Source organism: Streptomyces sp. NPDC101110 (assembly GCF_044759525.1).
GTDB lineage: Bacteria > Actinomycetota > Actinomycetes > Streptomycetales > Streptomycetaceae > Streptomyces.
In genome coordinates this window covers 528377-545867 of the sequence record NZ_JBIVZM010000001.1, presented here as the reverse complement: position 1 = coordinate 545867, position 17491 = coordinate 528377, and the positions used below count along the sequence as shown (strand labels likewise).

The 17491-nt window shown below is 70.8% G+C and carries 12 protein-coding genes; 3 read left to right on the top strand and 9 right to left on the bottom strand.

What is annotated here, in order from left to right; genetic code table 11:
* Positions 1-303: 303 nt before the first annotated feature.
* From ACIQU3_RS02575 to ACIQU3_RS02555, 5 genes are all read right to left on the bottom strand, one after another.
* On the bottom strand, positions 304-2706 hold the full coding sequence (locus ACIQU3_RS02575) for a galactose oxidase-like domain-containing protein (RefSeq protein WP_403724978.1): 2403 nt from the start codon (positions 2704-2706) through the stop codon (positions 304-306).
* Positions 2703-3902 (bottom strand): glycosyltransferase, encoded by a 1200-nt coding sequence (locus tag ACIQU3_RS02570; RefSeq protein WP_403724973.1) that lies wholly within the window; start codon positions 3900-3902, stop codon positions 2703-2705. Before ACIQU3_RS02570 ends, ACIQU3_RS02575 begins: the two co-directional genes overlap by 4 nt.
* Complete coding sequence (locus ACIQU3_RS02565; protein WP_403724969.1) at positions 3899-5548, bottom strand: ArnT family glycosyltransferase; 1650 nt, start codon at positions 5546-5548, stop codon at positions 3899-3901. The genes ACIQU3_RS02570 and ACIQU3_RS02565 overlap by 4 nt, the downstream gene beginning before the upstream one ends.
* The gene (locus ACIQU3_RS02560; RefSeq protein WP_403724966.1) at positions 5545-6828 is read right to left on the bottom strand and encodes a glycosyltransferase; all 1284 of its coding nucleotides are present in this window, start codon (positions 6826-6828) and stop codon (positions 5545-5547) included. Before ACIQU3_RS02560 ends, ACIQU3_RS02565 begins: the two co-directional genes overlap by 4 nt.
* 146 nt (positions 6829-6974) lie before the next feature.
* Entirely contained in the window at positions 6975-9008 is a 2034-nt protein-coding gene (locus tag ACIQU3_RS02555; RefSeq protein WP_403923084.1) for a thioredoxin domain-containing protein, read from the bottom strand.
* Positions 9009-9737: 729 nt separating this feature from the next.
* Here ACIQU3_RS02555 and ACIQU3_RS02550 point away from each other — a divergent pair.
* Positions 9738-12935 carry a tetratricopeptide repeat protein gene (locus tag ACIQU3_RS02550; RefSeq protein ID WP_403923082.1) on the top strand — a complete coding sequence of 1066 codons (3198 nt, stop codon included), beginning with the start codon at positions 9738-9740 and terminating at the stop codon, positions 12933-12935.
* A 249-nt stretch (positions 12936-13184) separates the two neighbouring features.
* Here ACIQU3_RS02550 and ACIQU3_RS02545 read toward each other — a convergent pair whose 3' ends face one another.
* Both ACIQU3_RS02545 and mca read right to left on the bottom strand, forming a co-directional pair.
* Entirely contained in the window at positions 13185-13475 is a 291-nt protein-coding gene (locus ACIQU3_RS02545) for a hypothetical protein (protein ID WP_403724958.1), read from the bottom strand.
* Positions 13468-14349, bottom strand: a complete 882-nt coding sequence (gene mca, locus ACIQU3_RS02540) for a mycothiol conjugate amidase Mca (protein ID WP_403724955.1) — start codon at positions 14347-14349, stop codon at positions 13468-13470. Before mca ends, ACIQU3_RS02545 begins: the two co-directional genes overlap by 8 nt.
* Positions 14350-14497: 148 nt before the next feature.
* Between mca and ACIQU3_RS02535 the strand changes: the two genes are divergently transcribed.
* Together ACIQU3_RS02535 and greA are read left to right on the top strand one after the other, a co-directional pair.
* The gene (locus tag ACIQU3_RS02535) at positions 14498-14896 is read left to right on the top strand and encodes a DUF4307 domain-containing protein (RefSeq protein WP_403923080.1); all 399 of its coding nucleotides are present in this window, start codon (positions 14498-14500) and stop codon (positions 14894-14896) included.
* Positions 14897-15075: 179 nt separating this feature from the next.
* Positions 15076-15573: a transcription elongation factor GreA gene (greA, locus tag ACIQU3_RS02530; protein ID WP_234845475.1), complete on the top strand. Its 498-nt coding sequence runs from the start codon at positions 15076-15078 to the stop codon at positions 15571-15573.
* 55 nt (positions 15574-15628) lie between these two features.
* Here greA and ACIQU3_RS02525 read toward each other — a convergent pair whose 3' ends face one another.
* Positions 15629-16486, bottom strand: a complete 858-nt coding sequence (locus tag ACIQU3_RS02525; RefSeq protein WP_403724947.1) for an ABC transporter permease — start codon at positions 16484-16486, stop codon at positions 15629-15631.
* A complete protein-coding gene (locus tag ACIQU3_RS02520; protein WP_403923078.1) occupies positions 16483-17460 on the bottom strand; it encodes an ATP-binding cassette domain-containing protein in 978 nt (325 codons plus the stop codon). The genes ACIQU3_RS02525 and ACIQU3_RS02520 overlap by 4 nt, the downstream gene beginning before the upstream one ends.
* Positions 17461-17491: the final 31 nt, after the last annotated feature.

Below are 17491 nucleotides of genomic sequence, written 5' to 3'. Positions count from 1 at the left end.
GCTTGGACCGGCCAGGAGCCACAAACTCATCGGCCGCGCCGCGGAGCCACGTGAAAGGCGCCCAGCTCCCGGCGGGCCTTCGGCCGCTGGCAGCCGGCCGCCGCGGCCTCCCAGGTCGCCGCAGTCGGTCGGGGCGGCCGGCCACCTCGACTGTCGCGAACCGCCGCACACCGCCTGGAGCGCCGTTGACGGTTGAGCGCCGTGGGGAACCGCGCGGCCGTTGTGGTCGGTCGCGCAGTTCCCCGCCCCTGAAAGGGGCGTGCCGCCCCTGGGCCGCGTCACCAACCTGTCCGGACGGCACACCTAGCGCCTGGTCATGTCTGCCTTGCCGCAGGCGATTCCGTCCCTGTTGCGGTCCAGGCCGAGCGGGTCGTCCTTGCCGTTGATCCTCAGGCGGCCGTAGTCGTTGGTCCTGAGCCACTCACAGCGCGCCGCCGTCGTCTTCTTCACCTCCGCCGGGAAGTCCGTCGGCACGCAGACGTTGATCGAGCCGTAGTGGCGGTCGCAGCCGGAGATCGTCGGGCTGACCTTCTGGGACACCCGCTTCTTGCCGGGCTTGATCACCTTGCCCGTCGGCCGGTCCGCGAAGTCGTGGACATGGGCCGAGGCGTCCGTCGCCCTGAGGGCCTGCGGCCCCTGGAGGTGCACCCACTTCGCCACCGAGGGAACCCCGTTGGCGTCGACCGCGAAGAGCATGTACCAGCCGGGCGGGGCCAGGTTGGGGTTGCTCGTCACGTTGAGGTCGACGTTGTTGCCGTCGACGGACAGCGGCAGGTCCACGAACCGCTGGTTGGGGTCGGAGGAATGCGTGACGGCCGCCGGGCGGATCAGCTCGGCCTTGGCGATGGGCCGGTCGACGGTGATCCGCTGGGTGTCGCCGTAGTTCCACTCGGTGTCGATGACGGAGGTGATCGCGGGACGCGGGCCCTTGAAGAGGTACGGCGGGCTGTACACCGACACGTCGTGGTTCCAGGTGCCGTTGCCCGGGTTGTCGCCGGTCGTCATCACCCGGCCGTCGGGGAGCAGGAACGCCGACGAGTGGTAGCCGCGCGCCTCGGGGTCGGCGGCCACCGGGTCGAAGGTCTCCGACTCGGGGTCGAAGATCGACGTCTCGTGGACGGGGTTGGCGCGGTTGTGCAGCGCGCCGCCCGTCTCCAGCACCTTGCCGTCGGGCATCAGCACGGCGGAGACGTACATCTTGCCCTGGTTCCCGGTCTGCGGGACCGGGCCGTTGCCGAGGTCGACGGTGCCCTGCGGGATCGGCGGACCGGCGACGTACGAGGGGTTGGGCTGCTTGAGGTCGATGATGTCGGTCAGGCGGTTCGCCTCCGGGTTGGAGTCGATGTTGCCGCCGCCGAGGGTGAGGACCTTCTGGTCCTGCGCCGGGGGCAGCAGCACGCTCGCCGACTGGTCGCGCTCGTCCTTGTCGCGCAGGCCCGGGACCTGGGTGGTGGTGTTGGCGCCGTAGTCGTAGATCGCCGAGCCCGTCCCCGGGATGTTGTTGCCGAAGACGTGGCTGCCCGAGTAGAAGAGGCGGCCGTCCTGCATGAGGATCATCGACGGGTACAGACCCCAGTACGACCAGGTCTGGTTGACCTTCCACAGCGGCTGCCAGCGTTGCTCGGCCTCGGAGAACAGCTCGGCGGTGACCGAGCCGGTGGAGTCCTCGCGCAGGCCGCCGAAGGAGATGACGTCACCGTTGCCGAGGATCGTCGCCGACGGGTACCAGTGGCCGTCGTTCATGTCGTTGGTCTTGGCGTAGGTCTCGGTCCGCGGATCGAAGACGTACGAGTCCTTGAAGCCCTCGTAGCCGTGGCCGCCCGGCACCGGGTACGCCTTGTTGCCGCTCATCACTAGCACGCGCCCGTCCTGGAGCTGCACATGGCCGGCGCAGAACATGTCCTTCGGGGTGGGGATGACCTTGTAGGTGCCCTTCTGCGGGTCGTACACCGCCGAGGTGAAGGTGCCGGCCTCGAACATCGACTCGTCGTTGCCGGAGCCCGCGATCAGCAACACCTTGCCGTTGTGGAGGACGACCGAGTGCATGGAGCGGACCGGGTTCTGCGTGGGCAGCACCTCCCACTTGCCGTCGGCGCACTGCGCGGCGGTGCCGGTGCACTCCGGGGGCAGGACCGGGTCGGGGACCTGGTCCATCGTGTAGTCGTCGGTGGTGGCGGAGCCCGTGCCGTAGACGGAGACGCCCCAGGAGATGCGGTCGGTGCCGGCCGGGACCTCGGGTGTGCGGACGGTGGCCTCGGTCCAGTTGCCGGCCATGTCCAGCGTCTTGAGGTCGGTCCAGTACTGCCAGCCGGCCGTCGTGTCGTGCCGGAACAGGGTGATCGCCGCGTCCGGGGTCGTCGTCTTGTACCAGAGGCCGAGGTCGTACTGCTTGCCCGGCGTCACCACCGGCGCACACGCGGCGGACTCGGTGATCAGCGCCTTGCGGTCGCCGTCGACGCGGCGGGTCAGCTCGACCTTCATGGCCTTGGAGCCGGTGTGCGCGTCGGCCGTGGTGGTGAAGGTGAAGTCGTTGTCGCCCCAGCCGGACTTCTCCCAGCAGTACGGCATGCCGTCGCCGCCCGCGGTCTCGAAGCCGGGGTTCTTGATGAGGTTGGCGGCGGAGGCGGACTGGGGTGCGGTCAGGAGCAGGCCCGAGGTGAGGGCTGCCACGGACAGGAGTGCGGTCGTTCTGCGGCGGGGTTTCACACGGCTCTCCTTGCTGTACGGCCGTCACGCGCGGGCTTCTCACGGCCCCGGCGCGGCAGGTAGACCAGCGCTTCGGTCCCGGCGAAGCGCAGGACGAACGTCGTCACCAGCGCGAGCGCGGTGGCCGACAGCACGCCCAGGTGGAACTGGTGCACGAACAGGGCGATCAGCGGGATGCGCAGCACCAGGTCGGCGTTGGCGAGCAGCGCGAACCGTCCGGCCCGGTCCCACCAGCGGCGGTGCCGGCGCCGCTCGCGGAACAGCAGGTGCTCGATGAGCAGGAAGTTCCAGGCGACGCCGAGCTGGTTGGCGAGGATCTCCGCCGGTACGTAGTGCATGCCGAGCGCGGTGAGGGCCCACAGGCCGACCAGGTTCGGCAGGAAGCCGGTCAGTCCGATCAGGCCGAACCCGATCATGCGGGCCACCGGGGAGGCGGTGCGCAGTCCGGCCAGGTGGCGCAGGAAGCGCAGGCCTTCCTGCGCGGTCGACTTGGACTCCCCGGCGAACCGGTCCTGGAAGACGAAGGGCACCTCGGTGACCGTGCGCGGGCGGCTGCGTACGGCGAGTTCGAGGAGGATCTTGTAGCCGAGCGGCTGGAGGACCTCCGCGGTGACCGCGCTGCGGCGGATCGCGAAGAAGCCGCTCATCGGGTCGCTGATGCCGTGCAGGCGGCGCGGGAAGAGCGCCTTGGTCAGCCAGGTCGCGCCACGCGAGACGGCGATGCGGTAGCTGCCCGCGAGCCCGGCCCGGCTGCCGCCCTTGATGTAGCGGGAGGCCACGACGAGCCCGGCGCCCGCCCGTTCGCCGGTGGCGACCAGGTCGGGCACGAGGGACGGCGGGTGCTGGCAGTCGCCGTCCATGACGACGATCCAGTCCGAGGTGGCCGCCTTCAGGCCCTCGACGACCGCGCCGCCGAGCCCGCCCACCGGCTCCTCGCGGTGCAGCACGGTCACCGGGAACGGGCAGTCCTGCGCCGCCTTCTCGATGACCTCGGGCGTGTCGTCCGTGGAGTCGTCCACGAAGACGACCTCGCAGGGCAGCCGGGCCGGGACGGCCTCGGTGATCTGGTGCAGCAACTGCCGTACGTTCGCAGACTCGTTGAAGGTCGGTACGACGATGGTGACCGCGCCCGGCTCGGGGATCTCGGTGGGCTCGGTCTCGACGACCTCACCGGGGACGGTGTGCTCCTGGCTCATCGCCTGCCTCCGGCGGTCGTCTGGATCTGACGGATCTCGATGCGGTCCTCGCCGGTGCCGAAGGTGGCGACCGGCTCGGAGTGCTCCATGGCGGCCTTGACGTTGGGCAGGTCGGCCGCGTCCCGCCGCACGGTCGGCGAGGCGACGACGTAGTCGAGGTCCTTCCAGCCGCGCGGCATCGTCTTGGTCACCGCCGGGTCGAGGTCGGCCTTGTAGAACCAGATGACGCCGAGGCCGGGCCGGTAGCCCTGGTGCACTAGGTCCAGCCAGAGCGCGTCGTCGACCAGCACCCGGGTGCGCCCGGGGTCGTCGACCTCCGTGGCCAGCCACTTCGACGCGGCCTTGTAGGGGGCGTTGGCGTCGGTGGTGACGGCCGTGCGGGCGCCGTCGTACCAGTGCGGGACGACGTAGGCGCCGGCGGCCAGGGCCAGGACGGCGGCGAGCGCGTACCGGCCCGCGCTGACGTACCGTTTCTCCGCCTCGGAGCGCCAGCGGCTCAGCACGGCATGGGCGACGGAGGCGGTGCCTCCGGCGAGGACCAGCGCGAGGAACGGCAGGGCCTGGATGACGTACATCGCGGGGAGGTAGCCGTTGGGGCGCAGGGCCAGCGCGGCGAAGATCGCGACGGCCAGGGCGGGTCCGGCGAGCGCGCGGGCGGTGACCGACCAGCGCCAGGTGAGGAGCAGCAGCAGGGCGCCCGCGAGGCCGCCGAGCGGCAGGATCCGGTCGTAGTAGAGCCACGACTGGAGCACGCCCCAGGAGCCGGAGCCCTGGTCCAGGATGAAGCCCGAACCGGGTCTGGTCATCTGGTACTTGACGCCGTCCCAGAGGGACACGTGGCCTGCGCCCGGCATCAGCTCGCCCTTGAGCAGGGCGAACAGCGGGTACGAGAAGCCGATCAGGGCGCAGGCCGTGACGGCTCCGGTGAGGGCGAACTTGCGGGTGTCGCGGTGGCTGTGGCGCCACATGGTGAGGAACAGGGCGGGCAGGACGACGAGCATCGTCTCCTTGGTGAGTACGGCTGTGGCGGCCGCGATGCCCGCGCCGAAGTGGTGCCAGAGGTGCCGGCTCGGGGAGGCGGCCAGGGTGAAGGCCAGCAGCGTCCACATCACCGCGAGGTTGTCGAGGAAGATCTCCCGCTGAAGCACGATCGACAGCGGCGAGAGCCCGAAGAACACCATGCCGAGCGCGGCCGCCCAGCGGGGCAGCGCCAGGCGCCGGCCCAGCACGAAGACCAGGACCGCGCTGATGCCGCTGATCACCAGCATCGCGGCGCGCATGGTGCCCACCGTCATCGACTCGGGGCTGATCAGCGCGGGGATCCAGGTCAGCAGGGCGATCTGGATCCAGCCGAGGGGCGGATGGTCGTACCAGTAGGTGTAGTGGGCGAGTCCGTCGCCCTGCTGGACCGACCAGGCCTGGGCGAGATAGGTGCCCTCGTCGTCGCTGAGGGCCGGGTAGTCGGCGATGTTCCAGCCCTGCACGACGAGGATCGCCGCCAGGAGGACTCCGCACAGGATCAGGTCGGGCCGGGAGGAGCGCAGCCGGCTCGGCGGCTCGACTCGCCGGTGCGCACCGGTGCGGGGGGCGGGCCCGCGCTGCGCGGGGACCTTCGCGGCGGTCACCGCGGGAAGGGTGGAGGTCACGCGGGAACGTCCTCTCGGGTCGCGTCCTGCCGGTTCACGGCCGGCTCGTCGAGGTGCGCGCCGACGTGGGTCGTCAGCTCCCAGTCGTTGCGGCCGCGCTGCTCACGCCAGACGGCCCGCACGGCCGCGCCGGCGAGGAGGACCTGGTAGAAGGGGCCGCCCACGATCAGTTTCAGGTAGTGCGCGAGGCGGACGCGCAGCCCGTACTGCTTGCCGAAGTCGTGCAGTCCGACGACCTCGAAGACGAAGGTGACCAGGGCGGTGACGGCCGGCAGGAAGGTGATGAAGGCGATGCCGACGGGCACGTCCAGGAACAGGGCGATCGCCACGTTGAGCGGGATGATCAGGCCGGTGAAGGCCTGCATGAACGGGGTCATCAGGGTGTAGCGGGCGAGGAGGCGCTGCCCCAGGGTGGGCAGTTGCTTCCAGTCCTTCTTCCGGTACACCTGGAGGAACCCCTGGTTCCAGCGGGTGCGCTGCTTCAGCAGGGACATCAGCGAGCCCGGGGTCTCCTCGCGGGTCACCATGTCGGAGTCGTAGGCGACGACGACCTTCTTGCCCACGCTGGACAGGCGCACGCCCAGATCGCAGTCCTCGGCGAGGCAGTTCGGGTCCCAGCCGCCGGCTTCCCTGAGGACGTCCGTGCGGACGAAGACGGTGTTGCCGCCGAGCGGAATGAAACCTTTCTGCGCGTGCAGATGGAGCCGCGAGCGGAACCAGAAGAAGTACTCAAGGCAGTTGCGCAGGCTGTACCAGCTGGAGTGGAAGTTGATCAGCTGCACCCCGCCCTGGACGACGTCCGCGCCGGTGGTGAGGAAGGCGTGGTCGACGTGGGCGAGGAGCTCGGGGTGGACCTGGTCCTCCGCGTCGAAGACCCCGACGACGTCACCGCGGCAGTGCGGCAGGGCCGTGTTCATGGCCTTCGGCTTGTTCTTCTTCTCGTGCGTGTCGACGACGACCCGGACCCGTGGGTCACGTGCGGCGGCCTGCTCGGCGACCGCGGTGGTCTCCGGGTCGTCGTGCCCGACGATCACGATGATCTCGAAGTCGGTGTGGCTCGACTCCAGCAGCCGCTGGATCGTGTGGTCCAGCACCGCCTGTTCGTGCCGGGCGGGCAACAGCAGCGAGAAGGAGACGTGTTCGTCCCCGTCCGGGCTGCTGAACCGGGTGGAGGCGAGCACTTCCGGCGTACGCCAGGCGTGCATCTGCCACCACAGGGTGAACGCCGCCATCCAGAACAGGGCAAGCGAAACAGCAGCGATGAAGACAGACGTCAGCAAACAGATCCCCCCAGATCCCAGAACCCCCTGTCGTGACGGTGGGCCGGTGCGGCCTCGTCCGCCACGTCACTGTGCAGAGATTAGGGGGGAACTGTGAAGCCCGGGGGCTGTTCAGATAAAGACCATGTTTCCGTTGATACGTGACTTCAGCCACTCAAGACCGTACTCAGCCGGTCAGGCTCGGTCGTCGGGGCGTCGCATGTGAAGTTACGGCAGACGTACGCGGCCGGTTCACCGCCGACCAGCGGACGGTCCGCGAGCAGGGGGAACTCCTCGCTCTCCGGGACGCCCACGGCGACCACCGCACCGGGCGCGGTGCCCAGAAGTGCCGTACGGTGCAGGGCCCTTGTGCCCTCGTCGTCCAGCGCCGGACCCACGACCGCGACCTCGCGCGGGCCGTCCAGCACGGCCTCGGCCGCGGCCAGTCCCCAGCCGATGAAGCGGGGCACCCGCGGTCCCAGCGCCTTCACGACGCCCAACGCCCTTTCGGCGGCGGTGCGGTGAGGCTCGGAGCCGGTGTGCGCGGCGTAACTCAGCAACGCGTTCGCGGCAGCCGTCCAGCCTGACGGGGCCGCGTTGTCGGTCGGGTCCTGCGGACGGCGGATCAACTGCTCGGCATCGGCCGCGGTGTCGTACAGCGCACCCGACTCGGGGTCGGTGAAACGGGCCAGGACGTGGTCGAGGAGGAACCCGGCGAACTCCAGCCAGACGCCCTCCCCCGTGACGGACGCCAGCGCGAGGAAGCCCTCCGCCACATCCGCGTAGTCCTCCAGCACGCCCGGGTTGGCACCGGCGTGCCCGTCCTTGCTGGTGCGGGTCAGCCGGGCCTGCTCGTCCAGGTGCAGCCTGACGAGGAGATCGGCCGCGGCGACGGCGGCCTCGACCAGGTCGGGCCGGTCGAAGTAGGCACCGGTCTCGGCGAGCGCGGCGATCGCGAGGCCGTTCCAGGCGGCGACGACCTTGTCGTCCCGGCCGGGCGCGGGCCGCTCGGCCCTGGCCGCGAGCAGCCGCTCATGGATCGAGGCGACCTTTCCGGCGTCGAACAGACCGTCCTGAGACGGCAGTTGGAGAACGGACGCGCCCTCCTCGAAGGTGCCCTCCTCGGTCACACCGAAGTGCCGGGCCGCGAGCTCCGCGTCCTCGTCGCCGAGCACCTCCCGCAGCTGCTCGGGCGTCCACACGTAGTACGCGCCCTCGACGTGACGGCCCGTCCCGTCGTCGCTGTCGGCGTCCAGCGCGGAGGCGAACCCGCCCTCGTTCGTGCGCAGTTCACGCACCATGAAGTCGGCGGTCTCCAGCGCGACGCGCCGTGCGAGCTCCGACCCAGTGGAGCGCCAGAGGTGGGCGTACACCCGGCACAGCAGGGCGTTGTCGTACAGCATCTTCTCGAAGTGCGGCACGACCCAGTCGCGGTCGACGGAGTAGCGGGCGAAGCCGCCCCCGAGCTGGTCGTACATCCCGCCCCGGGCCATCCGCTCGCAGGTGTCGCTCGCCATCTGGAGCGCGCCCTCGGCGCCGGTCCGCGCATGGTGCCGCAGCAGGAACTCCAGCACCATGGACGGCGGGAACTTCGGCGCCCCGCCGAAACCGCCGCGCTGCGGGTCGTACTCCCGGGTGAGCCCGAGCAGCGCCTGCGCCAGCTCCTCCTCACCGGGGGTCTGCGCGTCGCCGTAGGAGATCTCCCGCCCGGCCAGGTCCCGGACGATCTTCCCGGCGACCTCGGTCACCTCGTCCCGCCGCTCGTCCCACGCCTGGTGCACCCCCTGGAGCACCTGCCGGAACGAGGGCATGCCCTGGCGGGGAGCGGGCGGGAAGTACGTACCGAAGTAGAACGGCTCGGCGTCCGGGGTGAGGAAGACGGTCATGGGCCAGCCGCCCTGGCCGGTGGCCGCCTGCACGGCCTCCATGTAGACGGCGTCCACGTCGGGGCGTTCTTCGCGGTCGACCTTCACGCTCACGTAGTGCGCGTTGAGGTACTCGGCGGTCTCCTGGTCCTCGAAGGACTCGTGCGCCATGACGTGACACCAGTGACAGCTGCTGTAGCCGACGCTGAGCAGAACGGGCACGTTCCGCTTCCGGGCCTCTTCGAAAGCCTCCTCCGACCAGGGCCACCAGTCGACGGGGTTGTCGGCGTGCTGAAGGAGGTACGGGGACGTTTCGTGGGCCAGTCGGTTCGGCATGGTGTCCATCCTGCCGCAGTACCCGGCCCCGCACGCGTCAGGCGTCGCGCGGCGACCGCCCCGACCGCTCCACCCCGCCGGTGCGCGGGATCCGCCCGGTAGTGATCCGGTACCGGGCCGGGAGCGCCGGATCGCAGGCTGGGGCGTGACCGCACCGGTCACCGCGCTCACCAGCCGGCACGGCCGGCGCACACCGCTCGCCCCCGGAGGCCGGGCGTCGTGCGGCAGCACGCCGTCGAAAGGCGCCAGGACCTATCGAAGGAGCACGTTGACCAGCGACGTTCTGCACCGTGGACCTGTACTGACGAAGTACTGACGCCTACCGGACCGGCCTCAGCGACCCGGGTCTGCTGCGTCGCACCGGAGTGGTGTCGATCCAGAACGATGTCCGGCATGGACAGCTCCCTCGTTGAGCTGGACTCGCCCTCCCCAAGGCAGGTGGTCATCCCCCCGGTGAGGAGCCACGCGCTGCGGTACCGCCGGTCGCCGACGCCGGAAGACGTCGGGCGCAGCGCGTCGGAGCTCGGTGGAAGTGTGGCCGGTGTCGTGCGGTGTGTGCCTCGGCCACCGTCGGGGGGCGGCTTCCCGTCCCGTTCCCGCCGCGTTCCCGCCCCGGGTGAGCGGCCGGAGGTCACCGGACGCAAACGTTGATCGTCGCCCCCTCGCGCTCACGCCTCCCACCAAGGACACTCATACGCACAGGAGTTGCCGCCGGAGGGGGACCTTGACATGCGGGACAGTCATCGGGCGGAGGCCGAGCGGCTGTTGGGACGGGCCGTGGAGGAGGAGGTGCGCCGCTCGGGCGGCCGCACCGACGGGAAGGTGTTGCTGGCCCGGGCGCGCGGCGCGCTCGACGTGATGGCGGGGAGCGCGTCCGAGGAGTACGAGGCCTACACCCGTGCCCTGGACGAGGCGGCGGCCGGTCAGCTCACCTTCGGGCAGCGCTACGCCCGGGAGGGCGCCGGAACGCCGCTGCTGGTGGCCGTCGTGGCGGCGGTCGCGGCCGTCGTCGCCGACATGGCCCTGGGCACGGGGACCGGGACCGCTGTCGGGGCCGGTGTCACGGTGGGCGTCGTGGGGGCCGCGGCGACGGTGGTGAAGGTGGTCGGCTCGCATCTGCCGGCCGCGCACCGCCGCGCCGGGGCCGTGAGCCAGCCGGGCGGGCCCGAGCAGTTGCGGCTGCAGTGGCTGACGGCGCTTGAGGTGCGGGGCATCCGGCCGTTCCTGGACCAGCAGCGGGTGCTCGCGGCCTCGACCGGGCCGACGAGGACGGGCCCGCGGCTGCGGGGCGCGGACAAGAGCGCGGCGGCTCGCGGGCGCAACGTGCTGGAGCAGTCCTTCGGGCAGCTCCCCGGGCCGGCGCAGCCCTTCGCGGGGCGGCGGGCCGAGCTGGCGCAGATCCGGCAGTGGGTGCAAGCGGCCCGGGCCGGCACGGAGACCCAGCCGACCGTGGTCGTGCTGCACGGCGAGCCCGGCAGCGGCCGCACCACGCTCGCGGTGCACGCCACGCACGACCTGAGGGACTACTTCCGCGGCGCCTGCGTCGTCGACCTGCGGGCCGAGGGGCCGGGCGGGTCCCCGCTGTCCACCCGTGACGCCCTGCTCCATCTGCTGAACCGGCTCGGCGCGCCCCGCGAGCAGTTGCTGTTCCGCGAGCGCTCCTCCCCCGACCAGCAGGTCAAGCGGCTGAGCGAGCTGTACCACCAGCATCTGACCGGCCTGCCCGTCACGGTCGTCCTCGACGACGCCTCGGACGGGGAGCAGATCCGTGCGCTGGTCCCGGAGCGGTCCGACAGCCTGGTACTGGTGACGGCGCGGGGTCCGCTGGAGCTGGACGGTCTGCCCGCGCGGGTGCACCGGCTGGCGGTGCAGCCGCTGGACGCCGCCGGTGCGGAGGAACTGCTGGGCGCGGCCGCCCAGGACCACTCCGGGCCGTACGACGCGGAGTCCGCGGACCGGGTCCGGGAGCTGTGTGGCGGGCTGCCGCTGGCGCTGCGCATCGCGGGCTCGTGCCTCGGCCCGCGCTCCCCGCGCGCGCTGGCCACGGACCTCGACGCCTACGGCCCGGTCGAGCCGGTCGAACGCGCCCTGTGGCTGCGCTACACCGACCAGTCGGAGACGGTGCGGCGGTTGCTGCGCCGGCTGGCCCTGGCCGGGCGGGCGTCGCTGGGTGCCGCGGCGGCCGCCGCGCTGCTGGCCACCGACGAGGCGGAGGCCAAACGCCATCTGGAGGTCCTGACCCGGGCCGGCCTGATCGACCACGTCCGCGGCGACCGCTACCGGCTGCACGACCTGGTCCGCTCCTTCGCCCGGGCCCGCCTCCTCGACGAGGAGGAGCCGGCGGAGCGCACGGCGGCGCAGGAGCGGCTGATCGTGAACTACGCCGAGTTGGCCGACTCGGTGCTGCGCATGGTCGACGGCAACATGTCGACGCGCACCAACCGCTTCAGCCCGTACGGCTTCACCTCCCTCGACGAGGCGCTGCGCTGGCTGGACGACGAGTCGAGCTTCATCACGGCGGCCCTGCGGCACGCCGAGGGCGTGAATCAGGCGGCGGTGCTGAACCTGCTGGGCGCCCTGTGCGACTACTGCCTGCTGCGCGGGGACCTGTACCGGCTGGGCGAGATCAGTGAGCTGGCCCAGGCGGTCGACGAGGGCCTGCTGGTCCGCTCGGTGCAGTGGCGCACGGGTATCGCGGCACGGCAGCTGGGCGAACTGGACAAGGCCCGTACGACCCTCGCGTCGGTCGTGGACCTCTACCGGGAGGCCCACCACGACGCCGGTGCGGCCCGCGCCCTGTGCTCCCTCGGCATCACCCTGCACCACCAGGGCAATCTGACGGAGGCGTCGGCAAAGCTCCGCGAGGCCCTGGCGCTCCAGGCCTCCGCCGAGCTGGCCACGGACCGTGCCTGGACGATGCACGCCCTGGCGGCCGTCGAGCGGGACCGCGCGCGGGTGGGCGAGGCCCTGGACCTGCTGACCGAGTCACTCGTCCTGCACCGCGCGGGCGAGTCCGTGCACGGCCAGGCGTGGGCGCACTTCCAGCTCGGCCAGCTGGGGCTGCGCATGGGCGACGTCCCGCGCGCCGAGGCCGAGCTGCGGGCGGCCCTGGACCTGTACGGCCGCACCCGTGACGCCCGTGGTGAGGCCTGGGCCCTGACCCAGCTGGCCCGGGCGCTGCTGGTCGCGGGTGACGCGTCGCCGGCGGTGGAGGAGCTGCGCGGGGCGGCCGCGCGCCACCGCGACAACGAGGACGCGCGCGGCGAGGCCTGGACGCTGTACTACCTGGGCCAGGCCCTGGAGGAGACGGGCGACCTCGACCCGGCGGTCCGCGAACTGGAACGCGCCCGCACCATGTTCTCCCGCATGCGGGACGTCTACGGACTGGCCTGCGCACGCCACCACTCGGCCCGCGTCACCCGTGACCAGCGGGCGGCTCAGACTGGCTCGCTGCGCAACTCCGGCTTCGCCCGCCAGCTGCTGGTCGACGCCCGGGCCGACTTCCAGCGCATCGGCGTCGCCCACGGGGAGGCGTGGACGTGTTTGGAGCTGGCGGTCGTGGACGCGGGCAACGCCCGCACCCAGCAGGCCCTGGCCCTGTGCGACGAGGCGGTGGAGCTCTTCACGTCCTACGGCGACCGCCGGGGCGAGGACTGGGCCCGCTTCCTGCGCTGCACCCTCCTCCCCTACGCGGCCCCGGGCGGCATCGAGGTGGGCACGGCGGTGGCGCAGGAGGAGCTGGCGCAGCTGTCCTGCGCGGGGCACCCGCTGCGCGATCCGAAGCTGGACGACTACCTCGACGCGTACGGGCTCCTGCTGGAGCGCGGCGTGACCCTGGAGGCGGGCTGGCAGGCCTGGCGACTCGGCATGGTGCCGAACCGGCATGCGCGGGAGGTGATGGGGGTGGCGGTGGCCTCGAAGGGGTAGCCCTGGGGCTGGGCGGGCCCCCGGGCGGTGCAGCCCAGTGGCGTCGGCCCGGCGATGCACCGCGGCGCGGCCCCCGATGCGACGCGCGCGGCGTATGCACCGCGCCGCGGAGCATGATGCGGTGCGCGCGAGGTGTGCACCGCGGCGATGCCGAACGCGTGAGTCATCCGCGATGCCGGACGCGTGAGTCACCCGTCGGCGGCGCTTCGTGCCGGGCCGCCGACGGGTGGTGTGCCCTCGGGTGGGGCGTCAGCCCTGCTTCTTGCCGGTCCCGCCGGACGGCTCGGCTTCCGGGGTCGCCGCGGACGTCTCCGTCGCGGACTCTTCCCGCTGCTCGGCCTCGGGGTCGGGGACCTGGGTGAAGTCGACCCGGTTCATGTGCCGGCTCATGGACTTCATCAGGGCCCACACCGCCAGGGCCATCGCCGCGAAGACGATGAAGCCGAGGACTCCGGGGGTGACCTTGTCCTCGTCGACCTCCTTGGCGAAGGAGACGAGGTGCGTCATTGCCAGGCTTGCGCTTGCGCTCATGTCAGGCATTGTCGCGGATGCCCGCAAAGAGGTCGTCCTCGGGGAGGGAGGTATCGACGAGGGCCTTCGCCAGCTCGTACTCCTCCGTCGGCCAGACCTCCTTCTGGATCTCCATAGGCACCTTGAACCAGCCCCCGTCGGGGTCGATCTGCGTGGCGTGAGCGATCAGCGCCTTGTCGCGGATCTCGAAGAACTCGGCGCACGGGATGTGCGTGGTGAGTGTGCGCTGCTTCATGCCGAACTCATCCCAGCGCTTGAGCCAGTCCCCGTAGGGGGACTCCAGGCCGCGGTCGAGCATCGCCTGGTGCAATGCCTCGGTGCGCGGGCGGTTGAAGCCCTGGTTGTAGTAGAGCTTCTGCGGCTGGTAGGCGGGGCCGTACTCGGCCTCCGGGTACTTCTCGGTGTCGGCGGCCGACTCGAACGCCACCATGGAGATCTTGTGGGTCATGATGTGGTCGGGGTGCGGGTACCCGCCGTTCTCGTCGTAGGTGGTGATCACCTGGGGGCGGAAGGCGCGGATCTTGCGCACCAGCTCACCGGCCGCGTGGTCCACGTCCTCGAGGGCGAAGCAGCCCTCCGGCAGCGGCGGCAGCGGGTCGCCCTCGGGCAGCCCGGAGTCGACGAAGCCGAGCCATTCCTGCTTGACGCCCAGGATCTCCCGGGCCTCGTCCATCTCCTTCTTGCGCACCTCGTGGATGTGCTCCTCGATGTACGCGTCGCCCTGGAGCTTCGGATTGAGGATGGAGCCGCGTTCCCCGCCCGTGCAGGTCACGACCAGCACGTCCACCCCCTCGGACACGTACTTCGCCATGGTCGCGGCGCCCTTGCTCGACTCGTCGTCGGGGTGGGCGTGAACGGCCATCAGTCGCAACTGGTCAGTCAAGACTCAATCCTCAGTAAGTCGGCGCCCTGTGTGCGTCGGCGCAATCAGCGGCTTCTATAGTGACCGAATCGGGGGGCGAATAATTCCGGGGCCCGGTCCTGGAGCCCCTTCCGGGACCGGGCGTCCCGGCCCTGCCAGGAGGACGATCATGAGTACGGCGAGCACGCGACCGCCCGAGGGCCGTTACGGCCGTTCCTCGGACGAGCGCGCCGACCGCACGCTCAAGGTCGTGGGCGTCGTCCTCGCGGCGGCACTGCTGGGACTCGTCGGCTGGTTCGGCTACCACTACGTCGCCCAGAACGAGATCAGCGCCGAGGTGATCAGCTTCGAGCCGGGCGAGAAATCCGTCCAGGTGCATCTGGAGGTCCGCAAGGACGCCGGCACGGACGGCTACTGCACCGTGCGCTCCCAGGCCGAGAACGGCGCCGAGGTGGGCCGGGCCGACTTCCGCTTCGACGGGGACGGCACCCGCATCGACAAGGTCGTCACCCTCCGTACGACCTCCCCGGGAACGACGGCCGAGCTGCTGGGCTGCCACACCGGCTGACGACCGCTTGACGTCACCTGGAATACGTAGAGCCTGACCTGCATTGACGTGATTGTCGTCGCATATGTCCTCCCCCTCGGGCCCCTGAATTGTTAGGCTCGTGGTTTCGCCCTTCCGTGAAGGAACATTCTTCTGGGTAGGGCGATGCTTTGTATTCCCAGTACCTACGAGGAGCACCTGTGACCCAGACCAGCGAGAACGTCACCTGGCTGACCCAGGAGGCGTACAACAAGCTCAAGGCTGAGCTTGAGTACCTTACTGGTCCCGCGCGGGCGGAGATCTCCGCGAAGATCGCCGCGGCGCGCGAGGAGGGCGACCTGCGTGAGAACGGCGGGTACCACGCGGCCAAGGAGGAACAGGGCAAGCAGGAGCTCCGCGTGCGCCAGCTCACCCAGCTCCTGGAGAGCGCCAAGGTCGGTGAGGCGCCCGCGGCGGACGGTGCGGTGGCGCCGGGCATGGTCGTCACGATCGCGTTCGACGGCGACGAGGACGACACGCTGACGTTCCTGCTCGCCTCCCGGGAGTACGCCAGCTCCGACATCGAGACGTACTCGCCGCAGTCCCCGCTGGGCAGCGGCGTGATCGGCCACAAGGTCGGCGAGGACGCCGAGTACGAGCTGCCGAACGGCAAGAAGGCCCTGGTGAAGATCCTCAAGGCCGAGCCGTACGAGGGCTGACCGGCCTTCCCTTCCCTGGAGTGCCCCCGGCGCCGCAGCGGTGCCGGGGGCCTTGTCATGCGGTCGCCGAGCGGTACTTGCGCACCGCCAGGGTCCGGAAGATCACCAGGATCAGGATCGAGTAGATCAGCGAGGCCCACACCGGGTGCTGCATGGGCCAGGCGTCCGACGGGGACTGGCCCGGGTTGGCGAACAGCACACGGCAGGCCTGGACCGTGGCGCTGAAGGGGTTCCACTCGGCGATATGGCGCAGCCACGGGGTCATGTGGCTGGTGTCCACGAAGGCGTTGGAGATGAATGTGACCGGGAAGAGCCAGATCAGGCCGCTGGAGGTGGCCGCCTCGGGGGTCTTCACCGACATGCCGATCAGGGCGCCGATCCAGGTGAACGCGTAGCCGAGCAGGAGCAGCAGGCCGAAGGCCGCGAGGACCTTGGCGGCGTTGGTGCTGCCGTCCGACCCGACGCGCCAGCCGACGAGCAGGGCGACCACGGCGAGGACGACCAGGGTGAGGGCCGTCTGCACGGAGTCGGCGAGGGTGCGGCCGGTGAGCACCGCGCCGCGGGCCATCGGCAGGGAGCGGAAGCGGTCGATGAGGCCCTTGTGCATGTCGTCGGCGATGCCGGCTCCGGAGCTGGCGGTGGCGAACGTGACGGTCTGCGCGAAGATGCCCGCCATCAGGAAGTTCTTGTAGTCGGCGGCACTGGTGCTGTTGCCGATCTGCATGGAGCCGCCGAAGACGTAGGTGAACAGCACCACGAACATGATCGGCTGGATCAGCCCATAGATGATCATCTCGGGGATCCGGGACATGCGGATCAGGTTGCGCTTGGCGACGACCATCGAGTCCCGGATCGACTGGCTGACCGGGTTCGCGGCCGGTGCGACCCGCACGGTGTCGGTGACGGCGCTCACTGGGCGGCCTCCTTGTCCTTCTCCTGGTCCTCGGTCTCTGCCACGTGTCCCGTCAGGGAGAGGAAGACGTCGTCGAGGGTCGGCCGGCGCAGGCCGATGTCGTCGATCTCGATGCCCCGGGTGTCCAGCTCGCGGATGACCTCGGCGAGCAGCTTGGCACCGCCGGTCACCGGGGCGGTGAGCTTGCGCATGTGATCCTCGACGGTGGTCTCGCCCTTGCCGAAGCCGGTCAGGACGTCGGCTGCGGCCTGGATGTGCTCGCGCTGGTGCACCACGACCTCGACGCGCTCGCCGCCGGTGCGGGCCTTGAGCTGGTCGGAGGTGCCCTTGGCGATGACCTTGCCGTGGTCGACCACCGCGATGTCGTGGGCCAGGTGATCGGCCTCCTCCAGGTACTGCGTGGTGAGCAGCAGGGTGGTGCCGCCGGAGACCAGTTGTTTGATGACCTCCCACAGCTGCTGACGGTTGCGCGGGTCGAGGCCGGTAGTCGGCTCGTCCATGAACATCACGGGTGGCGAGACGACCAGGGCCGCCGCGAGGTCGAGACGGCGGCGCATGCCGCCCGAGTAGGTCTTGGTGGGTCGGTCGGCGGCGTCCGCGAGGTGGAACTGCTCCAGCAGCTCGGCCGCCCGCTCCTTCGCCGCCTTCGCCCGCATCTGGTAGAGCAGGCCGACCATCTGGAGGTTCTCCCGGCCGGTGAGGTATTCGTCGACGGCCGCGAACTGGCCCGACAGCCCGATGGAGCGGCGGACCGCATCCGGCTGTTTGAGCACGTCGATGCCCGCGACGACCGCTCGCCCGCTGTCGGGCCGCAGCAGGGTGGTCAGACAGCGGACGGTGGTGGTCTTTCCCGCGCCGTTCGGCCCGAGGAGGCCGAGGACGGTGCCTTCGGGCACGTCGAGGTCGACGCCGTCCAAGGCCCTTACGTCACCGAAGGTCTTGACCAGACCCTCGGCGTAGATGGCGCCTGGCATATGAGTCTCCACGTCTTCGGGGATGACCGGA

Coding starts and splice junctions, on each gene's coding strand:
- ACIQU3_RS02535 (WP_403923080.1), top strand. CDS start 14,498: ATGAGTACGGCGAGCACGCGACCGCCCGAGGGCCGTTACGGCCGTTCC.
- ACIQU3_RS02555 (WP_403923084.1), bottom strand. CDS start 9,008: ATGCCGAACCGACTGGCCCACGAAACGTCCCCGTACCTCCTTCAGCAC.
- ACIQU3_RS02550 (WP_403923082.1), top strand. CDS start 9,738: ATGCGGGACAGTCATCGGGCGGAGGCCGAGCGGCTGTTGGGACGGGCC.
- ACIQU3_RS02570 (WP_403724973.1), bottom strand. CDS start 3,902: ATGAGCCAGGAGCACACCGTCCCCGGTGAGGTCGTCGAGACCGAGCCC.
- ACIQU3_RS02545 (WP_403724958.1), bottom strand. CDS start 13,475: ATGCCTGACATGAGCGCAAGCGCAAGCCTGGCAATGACGCACCTCGTC.
- ACIQU3_RS02520 (WP_403923078.1), bottom strand. CDS start 17,460: ATGCCAGGCGCCATCTACGCCGAGGGTCTGGTCAAGACCTTCGGTGAC.